Source organism: Chryseobacterium sp. FR054 (assembly GCF_056844565.1).
In genome coordinates, this window is sequence record NZ_JBXDSA010000005.1 from 232,611 (window position 1) to 251,508 (window position 18,898).

Annotated in this window: 16 protein-coding genes; 5 read left to right on the forward strand and 11 right to left on the reverse strand. The window is 38.5% G+C overall.

Going from position 1 to position 18,898, the window contains the following annotated elements; genetic code table 11:
* Positions 1–65: 65 nt before the first annotated feature.
* Positions 66–1,505 (forward strand): glycoside hydrolase family 30 protein, encoded by a 1,440-nt coding sequence (locus tag AC106S_RS20090; RefSeq protein WP_482441452.1) that lies wholly within the window; start codon positions 66–68, stop codon positions 1,503–1,505.
* A 1,580-nt stretch (positions 1,506–3,085) separates the two neighbouring features.
* Here AC106S_RS20090 and AC106S_RS20095 read toward each other — a convergent pair.
* The gene (locus AC106S_RS20095; protein ID WP_482441453.1) at positions 3,086–3,898 is read right to left on the reverse strand and encodes an enoyl-ACP reductase FabI; all 813 of its coding nucleotides are present in this window, start codon (positions 3,896–3,898) and stop codon (positions 3,086–3,088) included.
* A 120-nt stretch (positions 3,899–4,018) separates the two neighbouring features.
* A complete protein-coding gene (locus AC106S_RS20100; RefSeq protein WP_482441454.1) occupies positions 4,019–4,318 on the reverse strand; it encodes a hypothetical protein in 300 nt (99 codons plus the stop codon).
* Between the two features lie 256 nt (positions 4,319–4,574).
* Between AC106S_RS20100 and AC106S_RS20105 the strand changes: the two genes are divergently transcribed.
* Both AC106S_RS20105 and AC106S_RS20110 read left to right on the forward strand, forming a co-directional pair.
* Positions 4,575–5,132: a DNA-3-methyladenine glycosylase I gene (locus AC106S_RS20105; RefSeq protein WP_482441455.1), complete on the forward strand. Its 558-nt coding sequence runs from the start codon at positions 4,575–4,577 to the stop codon at positions 5,130–5,132.
* A 263-nt stretch (positions 5,133–5,395) separates the two neighbouring features.
* Positions 5,396–6,778, forward strand: a complete 1,383-nt coding sequence (locus tag AC106S_RS20110) for a hypothetical protein (protein WP_482441456.1) — start codon at positions 5,396–5,398, stop codon at positions 6,776–6,778.
* An 89-nt stretch (positions 6,779–6,867) separates the two neighbouring features.
* Here AC106S_RS20110 and AC106S_RS20115 read toward each other — a convergent pair whose 3' ends face one another.
* From AC106S_RS20115 to AC106S_RS20140, 6 genes are all read right to left on the reverse strand, one after another.
* Positions 6,868–7,740 carry a hypothetical protein gene (locus AC106S_RS20115; RefSeq protein WP_482441457.1) on the reverse strand — a complete coding sequence of 291 codons (873 nt, stop codon included), beginning with the start codon at positions 7,738–7,740 and terminating at the stop codon, positions 6,868–6,870.
* A gap of 44 nt (positions 7,741–7,784) precedes the next feature.
* Complete coding sequence (locus tag AC106S_RS20120) at positions 7,785–8,165, reverse strand: hypothetical protein (protein ID WP_482441459.1); 381 nt, start codon at positions 8,163–8,165, stop codon at positions 7,785–7,787.
* 64 nt (positions 8,166–8,229) lie between these two features.
* Positions 8,230–8,655, reverse strand: a complete 426-nt coding sequence (locus AC106S_RS20125) for a tetratricopeptide repeat protein (protein ID WP_482441460.1) — start codon at positions 8,653–8,655, stop codon at positions 8,230–8,232.
* Positions 8,652–9,089 carry a hypothetical protein gene (locus AC106S_RS20130; RefSeq protein ID WP_482441462.1) on the reverse strand — a complete coding sequence of 146 codons (438 nt, stop codon included), beginning with the start codon at positions 9,087–9,089 and terminating at the stop codon, positions 8,652–8,654. Before AC106S_RS20130 ends, AC106S_RS20125 begins: the two co-directional genes overlap by 4 nt.
* 28 nt (positions 9,090–9,117) lie before the next feature.
* A complete protein-coding gene (locus AC106S_RS20135; RefSeq protein WP_482441464.1) occupies positions 9,118–10,677 on the reverse strand; it encodes a polymorphic toxin-type HINT domain-containing protein in 1,560 nt (519 codons plus the stop codon).
* Between the two features lie 16 nt (positions 10,678–10,693).
* Positions 10,694–12,841, reverse strand: coding sequence for a type VI secretion system Vgr family protein (locus tag AC106S_RS20140; protein ID WP_482441465.1), 2,148 nt, complete (start codon positions 12,839–12,841; stop codon positions 10,694–10,696).
* A 553-nt stretch (positions 12,842–13,394) separates the two neighbouring features.
* On the opposite strand from AC106S_RS20140, the gene AC106S_RS20145 reads away from it, so the two are divergent.
* Positions 13,395–14,159 carry a Rossmann-fold NAD(P)-binding domain-containing protein gene (locus AC106S_RS20145; RefSeq protein WP_482441467.1) on the forward strand — a complete coding sequence of 255 codons (765 nt, stop codon included), beginning with the start codon at positions 13,395–13,397 and terminating at the stop codon, positions 14,157–14,159.
* A 761-nt stretch (positions 14,160–14,920) separates the two neighbouring features.
* Here AC106S_RS20145 and AC106S_RS20150 read toward each other — a convergent pair.
* The 3 genes from AC106S_RS20150 to AC106S_RS20160 are packed head-to-tail and all read right to left on the reverse strand — an operon-like array spanning position 14,921 to position 16,782.
* A complete protein-coding gene (locus AC106S_RS20150) occupies positions 14,921–15,439 on the reverse strand; it encodes a hypothetical protein (RefSeq protein WP_482441468.1) in 519 nt (172 codons plus the stop codon).
* A 6-nt stretch (positions 15,440–15,445) separates the two neighbouring features.
* Positions 15,446–16,300 (reverse strand): nucleoside phosphorylase, encoded by an 855-nt coding sequence (locus AC106S_RS20155; protein ID WP_482441469.1) that lies wholly within the window; start codon positions 16,298–16,300, stop codon positions 15,446–15,448.
* Between the two features lie 23 nt (positions 16,301–16,323).
* Positions 16,324–16,782 (reverse strand): hypothetical protein, encoded by a 459-nt coding sequence (locus AC106S_RS20160; RefSeq protein WP_482441471.1) that lies wholly within the window; start codon positions 16,780–16,782, stop codon positions 16,324–16,326.
* Between the two features lie 232 nt (positions 16,783–17,014).
* Here AC106S_RS20160 and AC106S_RS20165 point away from each other — a divergent pair, with 232 nt between their 5' ends.
* Complete coding sequence (locus AC106S_RS20165; protein ID WP_482441473.1) at positions 17,015–18,844, forward strand: cytochrome-c peroxidase; 1,830 nt, start codon at positions 17,015–17,017, stop codon at positions 18,842–18,844.
* The last annotated feature ends 54 nt before the right edge of the window (positions 18,845–18,898 follow it).

Below are 18,898 nucleotides of genomic sequence, written 5' to 3' on the forward strand. Positions count from 1 at the left end.
TTTTGGCCTGTTGATAAATTAAAAATAATGAAGCGAGGACAATTCGTCCGAAAAGAGAGAAAGATATGAAAAAACTAATCGTAAGCTGTCTGGCAGCAGGAGCTGTCTTGAACGTGAACGCACAGAACTACTGGAAGAAAAATGCAGGAAAAACGGCTAAGGTGATTCTGACCAATTCCAGAACCAGCGAGAAAATGGCAGACAAAGGAACCGTGAAATTTGAAAAATTCGGACAGCCGAAAGAAACGGATGCCTGTATTTTTGTAGATCCTGATTTCAGATATCAGAAACTGATCGGGATAGGAGGGGCGGTTACCGATGCTTCTGCAGAAACATTTTACAAAATGCCTAAAGATAAGCAGAAAGAGATCATTGATGCTTATTTCGGAAAAAACGGTCTGGGATACACCGTAGTCCGTACCAATATGAATTCCTGTGATTTTTCCAGTGATTCCTATACTTATGTAACGGATAACGATACTTCTCTGAAGTCGTTCAGTATCGCCCATGATGAAAAGTACAAGATCCCGATGATCAAAGAAGCTCAGAAGGCAATTGGGAAAGATTTTACATTCTATTTTTCACCCTGGAGTCCGCCGGCATGGATGAAGTCCAACAAAAGCCTGTTCAAAGGAGGAAGGCTGGAAAACCGGTATTACCAGACCTGGGCCGATTATTATATTAAATTCATGAAAGAATATGAAAAAAGAGGAATTAATATCTGGGGCCTGACCATTCAGAATGAGCCGATGGCTACGCAAACCTGGGAATCCTGCATCTATTCCGCGGAGGAAGAAGGAGATTTCCTTAAAAACAATCTGGGACCCACACTCTGGAAAAACGGCTATAAAGATAAAAAAGTCATGATCTGGGACCATAACAGGGATCTTATCTACCAGAGGGCAACCACCACTTTAAGTGATCCTGAAACATCAAAATATGCTCACGGAATCGGGTACCACTGGTATGAAACCTGGAATAACAAAACCCAGCTGTTTGATAATTTAGCGGAAATCCAGAGAGCATTTCCCGACAAATTCCTGGCTTTCACGGAAGGCTGTAAAGAACAGTTCAGCATGTCAAGGATTTACGATGTAAGTCTTGGTGAGCTTTACGGAAGAAATATGCTGAATGATTTCAATAAGGGAACCGCTTTATGGACAGACTGGAACGTGCTTCTGGATGAAACGGGAGGCCCGAACCACGTCGGAAACTTCTGCTTTGCACCTATTATTGCCGATACCAAAACAGGTGAAGTACATTATACCTACGAATATTATTATGTAGGGCATGTTTCAAAATTCATCAAGCCGAACGCACAGAGAATCGGAAGTTCTTCTAACAGGGCAGCTTTGACTTCAACGACTTTTATGAATGAAAACGGACAGCTGGTGACCGTAATTATGAATGATTCCGATAATGATATTGAAACCAATCTGTGGATTGAAGGAATGTCTGCAAAACTGTCTGCTCCGGCACATTCTATACAGACCGTAATTATATAAACTTCATATTGATTATTTTTTTACAGGCTGGCTTTTCGAAGTCAGTCTTTTTTTATGGTAAATCTAAAGTTTCCCACAGATTCCGCGCATTTCACAGACGATAATGATAGATTCTACCCAATTAATAAAAATCAGTGTATAAAATATTTTCAATCTCGCAGATTCTGCAGATTGAGCAGATTTTTGTTGGATTTACGCAATGGAGCAAGGATTTTTTTATCATTATGCTGCTTTTAAGGCGCCAGAAAATCCAGGATTTTCAGCAATTTTTTTAGAACCGCAACCGATTATTTTAAGATTAAAAACAGCCGAAGGCTAATCCTTTGCTTCATCGAATCAACGGAGTTGATTCTACTCTTTGCCCCCTGAAATCAACGGTGTCAATCATGAACTTTGCGTTTATTTTTTTAATATTAATGAATTCGAGGTAAAAATATTTCCCACAGATTCCGCGCATTTCACAGACGATAATGATATATTTTACCCAATTAATAAAAATCAGTGTATAAAATATTTTCAATCTCGCAGATTCTGCAGATTGAGCAGATTTTTGTTGGATTTACGCAATGAAGCAAGGATTTTTTTATTATCATACCGCTTTTAAGGCGCCAGAAAATCCAGGATTTTCAGCAATTTTTTTAGAACCGCAACCGATTATTTGAAGATTAAAACCGCCGAAGGCTAATCACCGCTTCATTGAATCAACGGAGTTGATTCTACTCTTTGCCCCCTGAAATCAACGGTATCAATCATGAACTTTGCGTTTATTTTTTAACATTAATGAATTCGAGGTAAAAATATTTCCACAGATTCCGCGCATTTCACAGACGATAATGATAGATTTTACCCAATTAATAAAAATCAGTGTATAAAATATTTTCAATCTCGCAGATTCTGCAGATTGAGCAGATTCTTTGTTGGATTTACGCAATGGAGCAAGTTTTTTTTTATTATCATACCGCTTTTAAGGCGCAAGAAAATCCTGGATTTTCAGCAATTTTTTTAGAACTGCAACTGATTATTTGAAGATTAAAACCGCCGAAGGCTAATCACCGCTTCATTGAATCAACGGAGTTGATTCTACTCTTTGCCCCCTGAAATCAACGGTATCAATCATGAACTTTGCGTTTATTTTTTAACATTAATGAATTCGAGGTAAAAATATTTCCACAGATTCCGCGCATTTCACAGACGATAATGATAGATTTTACTCAATTAATAAAAATCAGTGTATAAAATATTTTCAATCTCGCAGATCCTGCTGATTGAGCAGATTTTTGTTGGATTTACGCAATGGAGCAAGGTTCTTGTTATCATTATGCTGCTTTTAAGGCGCAAGAAAATCCAAGATTTTCAGCAAGTTTTTTTAGAACCTGAAATCAACGGTATTAATCATCAACTTTGCGTTTATTTTTTTCATATTTTGCAGAAGCAGGCAATTAAATATTAATTATTCGAGAGAAACCCTTTAAAATGGTAAATTGAAAACTTTCATTTAAGACCATATAGAATTTTCTTCAAAAATAAGAGGTCATCTGTGAAGACGACCTCTTTGTTTTATTAAAAATAGGAATGGCTGATTAGCCTTCAATATTATATTTATTAATCACTTTCTGAGTTACCCCTGAACTGCTGAAGCCTCCGTCGTGGAAAAGGTTCTGCATCGTTACTTTTCGGGTAAGATCAGAGAAAAGAGTAACACAGTAATCTGCACACTCCAGGGCGGTAGCATTTCCTAGAGGAGACATATCTTCAGCGTATCCCAGGAATCCTCCGAAACCTTTCACACCGCTACCTGCAGTAGTCATTGTAGGAGACTGGGAAACCGTATTTACACGTACTTTTCTTTCTCCCCAATAGTTTCCGAAAGTTCTTGCAATACTTTCCAGATAAGCTTTGTTGTCAGACATATCGTTGTAATCCGGGAATGTTCTCTGGGCTGCAATATACGTCAGGGCCAGAATGCTTCCCCATTCGTTCATACAGTCTTTTTCCCATGCTACACGCATTACTTTGTGGAAAGAAACCGCGGAAACATCCCATCCTTTTTCCAACCAGTCGTAATTCATTTCTGTATAGTGTTTTCCTTTTCTTACATTCACGGACATTCCGATAGAGTGAAGGATGAAGTCTATTTTACCAAATTTAGCAACAGCGGCATCAAAAAGTTTTTCAAGATCTTCTACAGAAGTGGCATCTGCTCCAATTACTTCAGATCCTGTTTTTTCAGCTAAAGCATTCAATTCTCCCATTCTCATTGCGATAGGAGCATTAGAAAGGATAAATTCAGCTCCTTCTTCATGGCATCTTTCAGCAACTTTCCATGCGATAGATTGTTCATTAAGGGCACCAAAAATAATTCCCTTTTTGCCTTTAAGTAAACCGTATGACATAATTCTTTAATGTTTATATTCCTACAAATGTAGCAATAATTTGTGTTTGGGGCATAATAAAAATGGAGCCTTATCAATTTAAAGCTCCATTTTCTTGAAAATATTTATATGACTGAAATTTTAATTGGTTTTCTTGTTCCATTCCGCTTTCACATCTTCAGCTGCATCTTTGGTTTTTTCCCATGCATCATTAGCTTTATCTTTAATATCATCCCATGCATCCGAAACATTATTTTTCACCCTGTCCAACCAGTCTTCCTGCTTTGCCTCCTCATCATTGGCCCGTTTTTCATTGATATACTCCTTTGCCTTATCCGCCAGCTCCTCAATTTTCCACTTTGCATTATCTGCTGCATTTTTTAATGAGTTTTCTGTGTTATTAACTGCATTTTCCGCTTTGTTGTATTCTGAATTGTTCATAATGTAAAATATTTTGTTGTGTGGTAATAAATAAACAAGAACCATTCCTAAAACATAGGAACACTGTTAAATTTTTCTTAATCTTTTGTTATTCTTTTCTCAATCGGATGTATCTTTAGTAACCTCAGTGCGGGAGAATAAATTTTGATTTATACCGTTGGAAATGGCTTTTAATACTTAGGTTAATAACTTCCGGCCTCTTTCCGGTTTCCTGATTTTATACCCCGGGCTCAGGTTTATGATAAAATAAAACTCTATGGAAAAAATTCGCTGCGGATGGTGTGAGAAAGACGATCTCTACCGCAAATACCACGATGAAGAATGGGGAAAACCTGTTTTTGATGATCATACTATTTTTGAATTTCTCGTTCTTGAAAGTTTCCAGGCAGGATTGAGCTGGTATACGGTTCTTTCCAAACGGGAGAATTTCAGGAAAGCCTTTGATGATTTTGATTATCGGAAAATAGCCCTTTATTCTGAAGAAAAAACGGAGACACTCATGCTGGACCCCGGAATTATAAGGAACAGACTTAAAATAAAAGCAACCGTAAACAATGCACAGCGGTTTATGGAAGTACAGGAAGAGTTCGGAAGCTTTTCTGAGTATATCTGGGGTTTTACAGGAGGAAAGCCCATAGATAACGTTCCTGAAACATTATCTGATATTCCGGCAGTAACGGAAATTTCTGATGCTTTGGCGAAAGATCTTAAAAAGCGTGGGTTTAAGTTTATGGGATCAACTGTGGTGTACGCTCACATGCAGGCAACCGGAATGGTGAATGATCATCTAAAAAACTGTTTCATCAGATGGTGATAAATTTTGTTTTACTCAATTTTTGGTGAATTTTATTGAGAATAATGTAATTTATTTTTAGGTTTTTTTAAGTTTAATCCTGCTTAAAATAGCTTATAAAGCCGTTTTTCGGGTGTCTAAAGGTTTGAAATGTTTCATTTTATTGTGATTAACTGTGTTTTTACTCACTCAAAGGTGTCTTTATTATTGAATTTTCAAAATAATTATTGTTTTATTGAAAAATTCGTATATTTGCACCCTTCAAAATAAACAAAAACAATACGATGTTCAGAAAATGTAAACTTTCGCCTTTCTTTGTCTTTTTGCTAATCTCTGTTTTTTCAAAGGCTCAGGTGGGGATAGGGACTTCAAGCCCTGATTCTTCCGCAATGCTTCAGATCAGTTCAAAAGATAAAGGAATATTGCTGCCAAGTGTGGCGTTGGTTTCATTAACGGACCGTACAACCATTCAGAATCCTGCGGACGGGCTTATTGTATGGAATAATGGCAGCGGAGCTTTAGCTGAAAAAGGGTTTTATTACTGGAATGCTTCCAAATGGAATATGCTTTCTACAACTTCCGGAAATAACGGAAACGGATCAAACGGAGGAGGAGGGATTACGCCTATGTCTGCATGGAACAATTCAGCATCCAACAGCGGAAATTCCGGAGGGGCGAATACGAATCTTTCTCTGGGAACCAATACTTCTGATGACCTTGTGTTTAAAGTAAATTCAGTTTCGGTAGGAAGATTAGGGGTAAACAATTCTGTAAGTTTCGGGACCAATGCGAATGCCTCCCAGAATGGTATTGCTCTGGGAAATTCCAGTAGTGCCTACCAGGGAATTGCCATCGGAACCAATACTTCGGTAACCGCCAATGAGTCTGTGGCTTTGGGAGCCAACTCAAAAATTTCAGGATATCAGTCAACAGCAGTGGGGTATAACGCTAAAGTTACCGTAAATGAGGCTACGGCAATAGGAAATAACGCTGACGCATCAGGTTTCCAGTCTGTTGCTCTGGGATATAATGCGAAAACAACCACAAATGATGCTACTGCTTTGGGGAAAAACTCGGCCGCATCAGGTTTTCAGTCTACGGCAGTCGGATATAATGCGAAAACAGCTTCGAACAGTGAAACAGCAGTAGGATATAATACACAGACCAATAATCAGAATTCTACGGCAGTAGGATCGGGAGCTCAGGCACTGGGACAGTTTTCTACGGCAATAGGCTATGGAGCTTCTACGTCCCAGGCAAATGCCATCATTATCGGAAACGGGAATGCCAATGTGGGAATTGGAACAGGAACTCCCAATACTTCTGCAAAACTGGATGTGAACGGATCCTATAAAGTAGGTGAAAGAGGAAGTGTACAGAAGAACCAGATCAGCTTTGAAACATGGCCTTCGGTTTCCGTAAACAATCTTCCGGCAGGGAAATCCGTAACCATGGAAATCCCGGTTCCTGCCAATCTGCAGCCTGGTTCTACAAGAGCCGCCATCATAGTTTCTCCAGCCGGAGATTTTGCCGGAAACTCTTCTTTTTCGATCTCCAACCCAAGAATGACCTCTGTTTCAAGTATTACCATTAATCTTACGAATATTTCAGGAAGCCCGGAAAGCCTTTATTCTACACATTTCTATGTGATGATTAATGAGTTTTAACCTGAAATCATAAAAGACTGGAAGCTGATTTTAGTTATAGATTCTGAAAACCGTCATAAAATCGAAGGGGATGATCGGGAAGATTTCTTTTATATTGATTCCAGTTTCATCCCGATCGTATAAGCCAGATGGTCATGCATTTTTTCCGTGAGATAAAGTTCAGCCTGAATAATTCTGGAAGTTGATTTTTCAAAGGTATATCTGATCCTGATGCTGAACTCAAACTGATCGATGGAAAATCCGGGATTGCTTTCATAAAGCTTTTTCAGATGATTCCTGAACAGATCGTTTTCGTTATTGAGAACAGAATGAAGTTCTGCTGAAAGTATATCTTTTTCCTCATCCAGTTTTACAAGTTTCAGCTGATAGATATACTCCGTTCCGCCTGCCAGCCTTGAACTGAACTGAAATGGCCCGGACAGAAATACAAAATGCTGATTCGGTGGGAAAATGAGGCTGTATATTTCGGGAAGCAGGAGAATATACTGTAAATTTTTCCTGATTGCCGCATCAAAATCTTCCAGGCCTTTTTCATAATTGGAAATAAAAGTATTCCGGTCTTTTTCTTCCGGAAAAACAGAGGAAAGCTTTTCCTGTTTCCATAATTCCCAGTCTTTCCGGAGATTCTCTTTTTTCTTTGCGGAAAGGATTTTTCCATCCTTATTTCTTTTAATGCAAAGGCTTTTTGAAATGTCTGCAAGCGCAAGGCTCTGAAGCAGCAACGGCTTCATGGTGTCATTTTCCGTATCTCCGGTGATATGGGTTAATTCAATGGTATTATACAGAAAATCATTTTCTTTTTCCTGTTTAATGACAAGACTGGAAGCGGTTTGCAGAGAAACGGGTGGATTTTCTTTTCCCATCAGAAAAGTATTTTCAACATTCAGCGTGTAGGACTGTGTGAAGTTTTCCAACTGAAGAAGCGGAATATTTTCACCGAATATGGATTTTGAAATGTTCATTTTGGATTTGGTGGGATTGGGTTGGGTAGTGGCTTAGAGTTTTTTCAGATTTTCAGTGGCTTTTGTGCAATGCCATTATATTTTCTTAAATAAATCTTCATAAGAAACAATCTGTTTTCATCAACTTTTTTATAAGTTAAACTCATGATCTCAAATAATCTCTTATCAGGAAAAGAAACAACAATATATTCAGAACCATAACTTATACAAATTTCTGGTATATTATTGTTAAAAATAGTGATAGGATACCATGAATTATTTGCATGTGCATATTGAGCCCAAGCAAGCGGAGATGAAGTATTTTCTTTCAATACCGATTTACTTGATTCATCTTCAAACTTTATTCTTATTCTCTTTAAGGCTACTTCATCATTTAAGATTTTTAAAGCAACATCATTATAAATATTATATGTTATTTCCTGCACAATAATAGTTTGAATCCTTTTATTGCTGGCAATTATCTTGGTGTTTCATTTTGTAGATAAGTCTCTAAATACCTGGTTTTATCAGATCAAAATATTTGTCTTCTTCACCATTAAATATCTCTTTTCCTTCCAACATATAGGCACTCATTAAAGCATCCTGAGCCTTACTTTCTTCATGAAGTTCAAAATATGATTCACCTAAACCTAACCATATATAGCCATGGCTTAAGCCATCAGGGCATTTAAGAGCTTCATTATAATTATTGCAGGAGTTTTGAAAATCTTTCAGGTTAAAATAGCAATCTCCTAATGCTGTGTAAACATGCAATGCTATTTCATAATCATTTTTAGGTGTTGGTATATGTTCTAAAGCTTCAATGTATTTTTTTAGCGCTTCTTTTAACATCCCTCTATCTACAAGGAAATCTCCCTTTTCTAAAGATTCCATTATCATTTCATATTTTTCATCAGACAATTCCATACTCATCATTCAAAATATTTTTCAGGATTTTTATAAAATTCAAGATACTTTGGATCTTCATTTTCAAAATATCTGAAACCTGCGACTTCTACTACCTGTTTTAATTTGTTATATGATTCTTTATAATCAGCTGTTTCAAATTGATACTTTGCTGTTTCAAACCAAACATCTTCATCAAATAAGTTAAGAGTATTATTGTTTTCTATCATTCTATTCAACCAAATCTTTGCCTGGTCAAATTGTTTATGGCTAAAAAAGCCTTTGTAAACCATTTTTGCATAATTGTATCCTTGGTTCCAATTGTTTTTTGGTTCTGGAAAACAGTTCCATCCTTCTTCAGCTAATACTGAAAACCGGTCAAGATTATTTTCTTTTAAACTGCTAATTGCTTTTTTTCCAAAATCAATTACATTATTATACTTTTCTGCTTCTAATACTGCCATGTTTATTTTTTTAATATTAATAATAAATTTATTTTAATGGAGGTAAATATTGCTCAAGAAGTTTTGCTCCTTTGCTTCTATTGGTCTTATAATATTCTAAAACATAGTTTTTACTATCTAACATCCATTCTCTTACTTCTTTTGATTTTGCCCCATAGTGCCGGCCTGTTTTATTCCACCAGCTTACAGCATCATCTATGTGTCCCATATCTGCTTCTTTTATATCTCTCCAAACTTTATTTCCATCGTCCCAAAATTCTTTTACAGCATTTCCAAATTCGTCTTCAATCCTAGCCGTTGGAGGCTTGCCCTTGAGCATTCTATCAAAAACTTCTCGACCGGTTTTGCTTGCTTTACCTGGTGTTTTTCCAAGATATTTAAGTCGATTAGAAATTTTTTTAACAACATTTGACAAACATTTTCCCGAATTATGAACCAGCCACGCAAGCAGCCCTACAAAATACGTATGAAAATGGGCTACCGTAAAGTTATAAACTTTTTTAGGTTCATAGCTATATTCTGTTTTTTCAACAGTAATTTTAGTAAGGTCTTTCGTTAATATTTGGTCGCCCTGTTCCAATTCTGAAGCATCTTTCCAGCCTTCTTCCGTATAAAAAGGATGTATTGCTGTAGTTTCAATCACTTCAGCTTCCGTATAAATACTGATGGTATGGTCACTCTCATTGATGATAAGATCAGTCACCGGCTGAAGGGCTATGGTATCTGTATCTTCATCATAAGCCCATACCTGGTCTCCGATGAGGATGTCTTCAATATTCTTAATGCCATATTCGGTATGCACAGGGGTTCCGGCCGGGAAACAGGCAAAAACACAGGTTTTAAGTAATTTTTTGGCAACATCATCCACGCTTTTCTTTAAGGCTTCCTTACTCAGCTTTTTCATCGCAGCTTTTCCCATCTGCTGCAGCGCTTCTTTAGAAATGGCCTTAGCTGCGGCTTTGATAGCGCCTTTCAATCCGGCTTTTGCGCCCTGCATAGCTACCGTTCCGGCTCCGAAGGAAAAAATACCTACCGCGACGGATGCTACATCCCAGATTAAAAACCCTGCATTCATAAGGCTTCCGCCTACATCTCCGGTCTGTATATCGTTGATGAGGTCGCGCCCGCTTCCCCAGACAGGAATCATACCTTCTACAAGGCCTGCTTCCCCAACACTGTTGCCCTGTCCGCTGTCGTCAAGCTCCCGTTGTGCCTGGTCCTGCATATCTTTTACTTCCTGTGCGGCATCATCGGGAAGAGGAACCTGCCCGCTGGTCATAAACTCTATTTTACCGCCTATGGGACATCTGCACGTGCTTTTCCCGATCAGGGAATTGATTCCGTTGATCTTTACCTGCCAGGTATCCTGCCAACTCATAGGAATGGTAGTAGGAGTGCAGGGACCACCGCTGATTTTACAGATCTTAAAAGAGGGAATATTGATCAGAGGAATGGTGTCCATATTGGTTGCGACAAGGCAGCCGTGAATCTTAACCTTCTTGTTAAACGTAGGCTTGAAGAAATCGGGAGCCGCTCCCTGGTCGCACATCATCAGGGCATTGAGGGTAATGTATTCTAATTCATCCATGACTCATGCTTTAGAATTACATAATATTGGTGTCGCCTGAAGACATTACGGCAGTCGGTCCGCCCGTAATGGTAAGCTCTGAATCTGTTGTAATATCCATAGCGCCCCCCATACTGGCAATCCCTAAAGCTCCGGCTAATGCTGTATTATCTATATTTCCTTTTCCTGCTGAGGCGGTAATGCCCTCTCCTGAAATAGTAATGGAATTTTCACCTACCTGAAGTGTGATGCTTGTTTTTCCGTCAAGGGTGATATTCCCTGCCGCATCCATTTTCAACAGAGACTGAGGAGGAGAGTCTTTTTTACCGCCAACGTTGATTACATTGGTATTTCCGGCATTAACTGTGTGATTGCTGTTGGCATTGGTGGTTGCGTTCCCGGTTCCGTCGAAATTCATATTCGCACCTCCCTGATCTTTCAGATTCATGGATCCAGCTCCGTTATCGTATTTCAGTTCCGCCCCGCTTCTTCCACTGAAGCTCATGATATTATTTCCCGCTCCTCCGCCTGCGCCGATGCTGCCGTGAAACATTCCTCCCATTACGAAAGGCCGGTCGGGATGCTGATGAACGAAATTCACCACAACCTGATCACCCACCTCCGGAACAGACATGAATCCCCTGTTTTTATTGACTTTATCACTGCTTCCCGCATCAGGAGTCATCACACGGATGAATTCGGTAGTATCCGGACCGTTCTGCCAGTCGAACTGAACCTGTACCCGGCCCTGGTTTAAAGGGTCTGTATTGGAAATCACCTTACCAAACTGCGGATCTGCTCTTGGAACATGAAATTCTGGGCGTGGCATAAATCCTGTGTCTGCGGCAATCGCTCCAAAGTTTCCGGTATAATAACCTCTTGCATCTACTTCATGGCTTACTTCTGTAATCATCAGCTTCGTGAAATAAGCGGTCTGGCTGCTGTCTGATTTCCGCATTTCAATATCAGCGGTACATCCCGGATATAAAAACGGAACGGTAGTGCTTCCTGAAGTAACGAATACATCTACCGCCCTGCTGCCTGCCGTGCCTTTTTGTGAAGCATCAATATCCATAAAACTGGATGCTTTGATGGGAGCTACACGCAGGGAAGGTGTAGTGAAGGTTTTTTCTGATATTTCATAGGCCCGTTTGGCAATATCAGACTGATGGTTTATTTTGGAACTGCCTGTAATAAGTTTTTCATTTTTGCTGCTGTTGTAGCCGTAAAAGGTAGGATTCACGTGCTGGGCTTTCATTCTGATCCTTACATCATTCACGCTGCTTCCATACACGAGTTGAACAGGGGATTCCTGAGGTGGAAGTTTCCCGAAGTGAAGGACTTCACCATCATAATAAAACTGTTCGCCATAAGCTTCCGCTATTCTGGCAAGATAATTATAGTGAGTCTCTTCGTATTGGGAACTGTATGAAATATTTCCATGCTGGGCATCTACCCTGAAATCAAATTTACTGGATCCAAGCCCTTCTTTAATGACCTGATCGGCAATACTGTTCAGGCTGATTTCCTGCTTGCCGCCAAAACTCTGGATATGGGGTGCGGCATCCAAAAGTACAGTAGGGCTGTATCCCGTGAGAATAATATTTCCGAGACTTCCTTTATCCTGACTGAAGCCTACCTCGGTAATCACACCCACGAAATTTCTTTCCGGACTGTCTTCCACATCTTTATATTTGAAAACAACCGTTATTCTTTTTCCAAGAAATCCCTGTGCCTGTTCCAGGTTGTGGTTTTCTGCGCTTCCCAGGGAGTCGTGGGCCAGTGTCAGACTGAATTCATGATGTTTTACAGCAGACTGCGTCAGTTTAAAATGCTTGAAGTGTTTAATGATTTTGCCTTCAATAATAAGATCAAGTTTTACCACCCTGTTGATTCCCAGGATTTCACTTTTCGGGATGGCACTTGCGTTATGGATTTTAGAAGTGGGTTGCTGTGTCCATATTTTACCTTCACTTACCAGAGAGGTATTGGGCTGTGAAGCCTGATTCATAAAGGTATTGACATAGGATAGAGCCTGATTTCCTGTTTCTGCCGTTTTTTTGATTTTTTGATGACTCTTTTTTACGGTTTCTCCGGTTTGCTGTATTTCCGGAGTTTCCAGGCCGGATAATTCGCTGAGGGACTTCCGGTCTGGATTTTTTGAAGATTTATTGTTCTGAAACATAACATATTTTTTCTGGATTGGTGTAGAGAGTTGGCAGTCTGAAAAACTGCGTCAGACATTTATGTTTACTTCCTAAAAGATACCTGCTAAAGCAGGAAAATATCTTTTATAAGAGGTTTATCGTACATTCTTCAAATGATTTAAATGGCTTGTTATTATAGTTTTTTCTAGGTTAATATAAAATTAATATTTAGTTTAAATGGGGTTTAATTTATTGTAAAACAATGTGTTGTTTTGATTTTAATAATCACTTCCAAGTGAGACAAATATAAAAACCTATCGCCCAATTAAAAAAAATATAGAATGCTATTTTGAAATTTGTAGTAGTTTTACGACTAACGGTTGTTAGGGCGTTTTTGTAATGAATGTGATAGAAAGATTTTAGAGTAAAATAGGGATTGCCAAAAGATATTGAGTTAATTTTGTCGTTGTTAATATCAGGCTGAAAGCTGGAAGAGGTGAAATTGAGGAATACTCATGTTCCGTAATTCATACTGCTTTTAAAAAAAGCTGACAGTCTGCCATCTGAAATTTTCAGAAATCAGTATTCAATATGAAAAAAGCAGGAATCATAGGTTGTGGCTGGCTCGGATCCAGAATTGCAGAATCGCTGTCAGGCACGCATCTTATTTATACAACGGCGACTACGGAGGAAAAAGTTGCAGAGCTGAACATTAAAGGGCTGAATGCAACACTGGCCGGTTTTCCGGATTATCAGCTGGATGAGAAAATTAAACAGTGGGGGATCATCGGTCAGCTGGATATTCTGATCATTACAATTCCGCTTTCAGGGAAAAGCTGCTGTGTAAGTTCTTTATATAATAGGATACAGCATTTGTTGTCATTTATAGGAGATTTTAAAGGACAGCTGTTTGTTATGAGTACCACAGGCGTTTATCCTGACCTTCCAAAAAAATTTACAGAAGATGATCTGCCGGTAAATGCAGTTTCAGGAGAAAGAATGATCAGAAATAAATATCCGCAAGCCAATGTTCTGAGATTGGGAGGGCTGATGGGGGATAACAGGCTTCTTAAAAATTATAATGTTTCCAATTTGGAAGCTCCGGTCAACCATATTCATTATGCAGATATCTGTTCTCTGATTGTAAGAATGGAAGAGCTGAAGACGGAAGGAAAACTTTATAATGTAACGGCTCCTTTACATCCCTCAAAGGCAGCTGTGATCCATGCCCAGAAGAACTTGCCGTTTTCCGGAGAAATAAAAACGGAAGGCCGGAAAATACTTTCATCAAAACTGGTTTCTGATCTGGATTTTGTATTCACCTATCCTGATCCGTGTAATTTTCATGAAGAATAAAAAATAAAATAGATTGACTTGATGTCTGCTTGATTTGCATGAGAATATTTTTGCCACGAACTCATTAATGTTAAAAAAAAATAAACGCAAAGTTGATGATTGACACCGTTGATTTCAGAGAGCAAAGAGTAGAATCAACTGCGTTGATTCGATGAAGCGATAGATTAGCCTTCGGCTGTTTTTAATCTTAAAATAATCGGTTGCGGTTCTGAAAAATTTGCTGAAAATCCTGGATTTTCTTGCGCCTTAAAAGCAGCATAATGATAAAAAAATCCTTGCTCCATTGCGTAAATCCAACAAAAATCTGCTCAATCTGCGGAATCTGCGAGATTGAAAATATTTTATACACTGATTTTTATTAATTGGGTAGAATCTATCATTATCATCTGCGAAAGCTTTGCGATCTGTGGGAAATATTTTTACAACGAATTCATTAATATTAAAAAAATAAACGCAAAGTTGATGATTGATACCGTTGATTTCAGAGAGCAAAGAGTAGAATCAACTGCGTTGATTCGATGAAGCGATAGATTAGCCTTCGGCTGTTTTTAATCTTCAAATAGTCGGTTGCGGTTCTGAAAAATTTGCTGAAAATCCTGGATTTTCTTGCGCCTTAAAAGCAGCATAATGATAAAAAAATCCTTGCTCCATTGCGTAAATCCAACAAATTACCCCAATATTATAGCCCCCCCGCGAAAAACACATAAAAAAAACCTTACAGATTGGAGCCTGTAAGGTCATAAGATTTCAATTGCTGAAAATTATTTTTTTGCTTGAACCAGAGTATAAGCTCTGTCCGAAACGGGATAAGAATGAAACAGGTCATACATGTCAAGCCAGTTGAAATTCAGGCCGAAGTTCTTTTTGGCTTCTTTAATGTTTTCAAAATTGTTTCCGGCAAACTGACTTTCATTATATACCAGTGCATTTTTAATGATTTTGTCATCGAGAACCTGCATAAAACAGTAGTCTACAGGTATATCTGCCCATTCAGAGCTGTGTTCAATGATAAAACTTTCAATTTTATGATCTCTGACCATTTTAAAAATATCCCCATCCCAGTGATCATCGTCCCGGTTATATGGATAACTTTCAAAATCGGCTTCAGATTCCAGGTGTTTGATATAATCGCTCGCCAGATCAAAGTTTTCTATTCCCTCAAAATGTGGACAGGACATATTGAAAGGAACAAAGGTGAAGCCATTCACTTCGAAATGAACGACATCTTTCCCTAAATCAATCTTTTTATTGATGATCAGACAAGTAATATTCTGGCCCATGAGCAATTATTTAATGATTCTGTCAAGCACCCAGGTAATCAGGTTTTTTTCAGAAGCATGGTGGTCTGCTGAGAACTCTCCGCGTCTTCTGTTGGCAATTACGTTGTTTACCGTGATAGCTTTGTGGCCCAATAATTTTGAAAGAGCATAAATCGCTGAAGTTTCCATTTCAAAATTTGTGATACCGAGATCGTTTAATGTTTCCAGGAATTGGTCATCCACAGCTTTCAGACGAAGCTGTCTTCCCTGAGGAGCGTAGAACCCCGGGAAAGTTGCCGTGTTTCCGTGGTATCTGGCGTCTTTGTAGTATTCTCCAAGTTCTTCTGCCCAGTCCGAGAAGTAAAGCATAGGCTTGATTCTTTCATAAGGGAACTTTTCAAGGAAGCTTCTGGAGAATTCATTTTCGAAATTATAGTCCTGGTAGAAATGCATAAGACCATCCAGTCCAACTACATTCCGGGTAACAAGCATATTGTCAACCTGTACATCCGGATTTACGCTTCCGCAGGTTCCCATACGGAATAATTCCAGGGATTTGTGTTCTGTTTTGAATTCTTTATTTTTAAGATCAATGTTTACCAGCGCATCCAGCTCGTTCATCACGATATCGATGTTTTCGGTTCCGATACCGGTAGACATTACGGTGATTCTTTCTCCGCGAAGGGTTCCGGTATGGGTATAGAATTCTCTTTTATTTTTTTTGATTTCAACCTTATCAAAGTATGTTGAAACTTTTGCCACTCTGTCCGGATCTCCTACAAGAATGATCTTATCTGCAATATCTTCAGGTAAAAGATTCAGGTGGTATACACTTCCGTCTTCATTCAGAACAAGTTCTGAGGCAGCAAGTTTGTTTAGCATAATATGTATATTTTGTTTTTATTTTAATTAATGAAAATCGCTTCTTTGTAGGGAGATGAAACCAGTTCATAAATGGAGCCGTATTCTTCCACAATTCTTTTCTGTCCCTGGATAACTTCATATACGGTAACAGTTGTTTTTTCAAAATCCTTAGGATCTTTTCTCTGGGAAGTGATTTCGTAAAAATGATCTCCTTTTTTAAGAACAGAAACCAGTTCTTCCTTAGTAGAGTTGTTAGACTCCATCATTCCGGGGAAGTCCATAACAATATCTTTAAGTTCGGCATATTTTTTATAAGGCTTGGTGGTTCCGTTTGAATAAACATATACATTGGGAATCTCTTTATCTTTTTCCAGGCGGATCAGATAATAATCATTGCCTTTTTTCTCTGCATACACAGCCATTTCCTGCTGTTTCTTCTGTGAAAAAGCAGAAAGAGAAAGGAAACCAGCTGCAAAGGCCAACAATAATTTTGTTTTCATAATGCTATTTTCGTTTCTGATGTTTTTGAATTTAATTAAAAATGTCCTCTCCCAATAACCTTCCCCATTATTTTTACCGGCAATTCAGAATACCGGTTTCTTTAAGAATAATGAATTTTGATTTCGGGGTTTAAAAGTAGTGAAAAATCTCCTATTTAAAATATAAACATTTTTTAATCTGTAATTAAAGTTGAGATAACATCCGATCGATAGTTTTGCCGCTAAAAAATTCATGAGATCTTACCCGCTGTTTGTTGTGATCCTGCTGATCGGTTTTGCTGTTATGTCCTTTAATCCTGCCGATAAAGGAGTGAAGAATGAGCTTACGTTTGTAAATAAAGGTTTATCAGACTTTAAAACCAGGCTTGAACAGCTGAAATCAGATGTCTACGGGTTTTCAGAAGACCGGCTGTCTCTTGAAGAATTACAGAAATCACTTAAAAATACCAGAAATTCATTCAAAGAGGTTGAATTTTATATAGCCTATCATTATCCTGAATTTACCAAAGCCCACCTGAATGCTGCTCCTTTGTTTCATATTGAAGCGGCAGGAACCTCGGCTTACACCCTGCCTCCTGAGGGATTGCAGGTTCTGGATGAACTGATCTTCTCTGAAGAAGCCAAAGAGGAGAAAGAAAAGATCAAAACGATCACCGACTTTTTATATAACAGCTATTCCGGATTTTATCTGAGTGCTGTAAAGAACGGATTAAGCAGAGGAAATAATAAAACACTTCCGCTGCGTATAGAGCTGATAAGGATTTATACTTTAGGCGTTACGGGATTTGATACACCGGGTTCCCTGAATATTTCAGAAGAAGCTGCCCATGCCCTTACAGGAATGAAAAAATATATTCATGATGATCCTTATTTCAGAAATTATAATGTACAGAAGGCAGATCAGCTCCTGTCCGGAAGTATCAGCTATCTTTCAAAGAATACAGATTTTGAAACATTTGACCGTATAGCGTTTTATAAAAACTATATACAGCCTTTGTATGAAGAATTGGGAAAATGGGACGGCAGAACGGATGATCTTAAAGAATTTTCAGGCTGGAATGTTGGCAGTAAAGGATTTTTTAACAGTGATTTTCTGGATCCTTATTTTTATACATTGCTGAAATCTTCAGAAGATAATGCAGATCTCCGTAATCTCGGAAAGGCCATCTTCTATGACGGAAGCATAAGCGGAAACGGTAAAATGAGCTGTGCTGCATGCCATCTTCCGGAAAATGCCTTCACAGATCTTAAAACTAAGTCTGAAAGCAATGTAGAGGGGAAAACCGTATTAAGGAATTCCCCGTCACTTTATAATGCGGTTTTTGCCAAAAGGTTTTTTTACGATCTCCGTGCCTTTTATCTGGAACAGCAGGCTGAACACGTTATCTATAATGAAGATGAATTTAATACGAGTTACGAAGATATTATCAGAAAATTAAAAACAAAACCTGAATATAAAAAAGCTTTCCGTTCCGCATTTAAAGACGGAAAGATCAGTAAGGAAAATTTTTCAAAAGCGCTGAGTTCGTATGTGGCTTCCTTATATTCTTTTGACAGCGATTTCGACCGTTTTATGAGAAATGAAAAAGACATTTCAGAAGAGGTAAAAAAAGGCTACAATCTGTTTATGGGAAAAGCGAACTGTGCAACCTGCCACTTTGCGCCCCATTTTTCAGGATTGGTTCCCCCGTTTTTTAATGAAAATGAGTCTGAAGTTTTAGGAGTAACTACAAAGCCTGTCAGTCAGATTCCTGTTGAGCTTGATAGAGACCTGGGAAGAGCCGGCAGCCCGGTAAAAAAAGAAAAGTCGTGGATCTACGATTATTCCTTCAAAACGGTTACTGTACGGAATATTGCTCTTACCAGACCGTATTTCCACAATGGCGCTTTCAGTACACTGGAAGAAGTTCTTGATTTTTACAATGAAGGCGGAGGGGAAGGACTTGGCTTAAAGATGAAAAACCAAACTCTTTCACCGGATAAACTGAATCTTACCCCGGCAGAAATCAGACAGATTATTGCTTTCCTGAATTCTCTTACAGATACGGGTAAAGCAAAATAAAAGAGGAGATATACTTAAAAGGTACTTCAGTTCGGGATAAGGATATCTGATGAA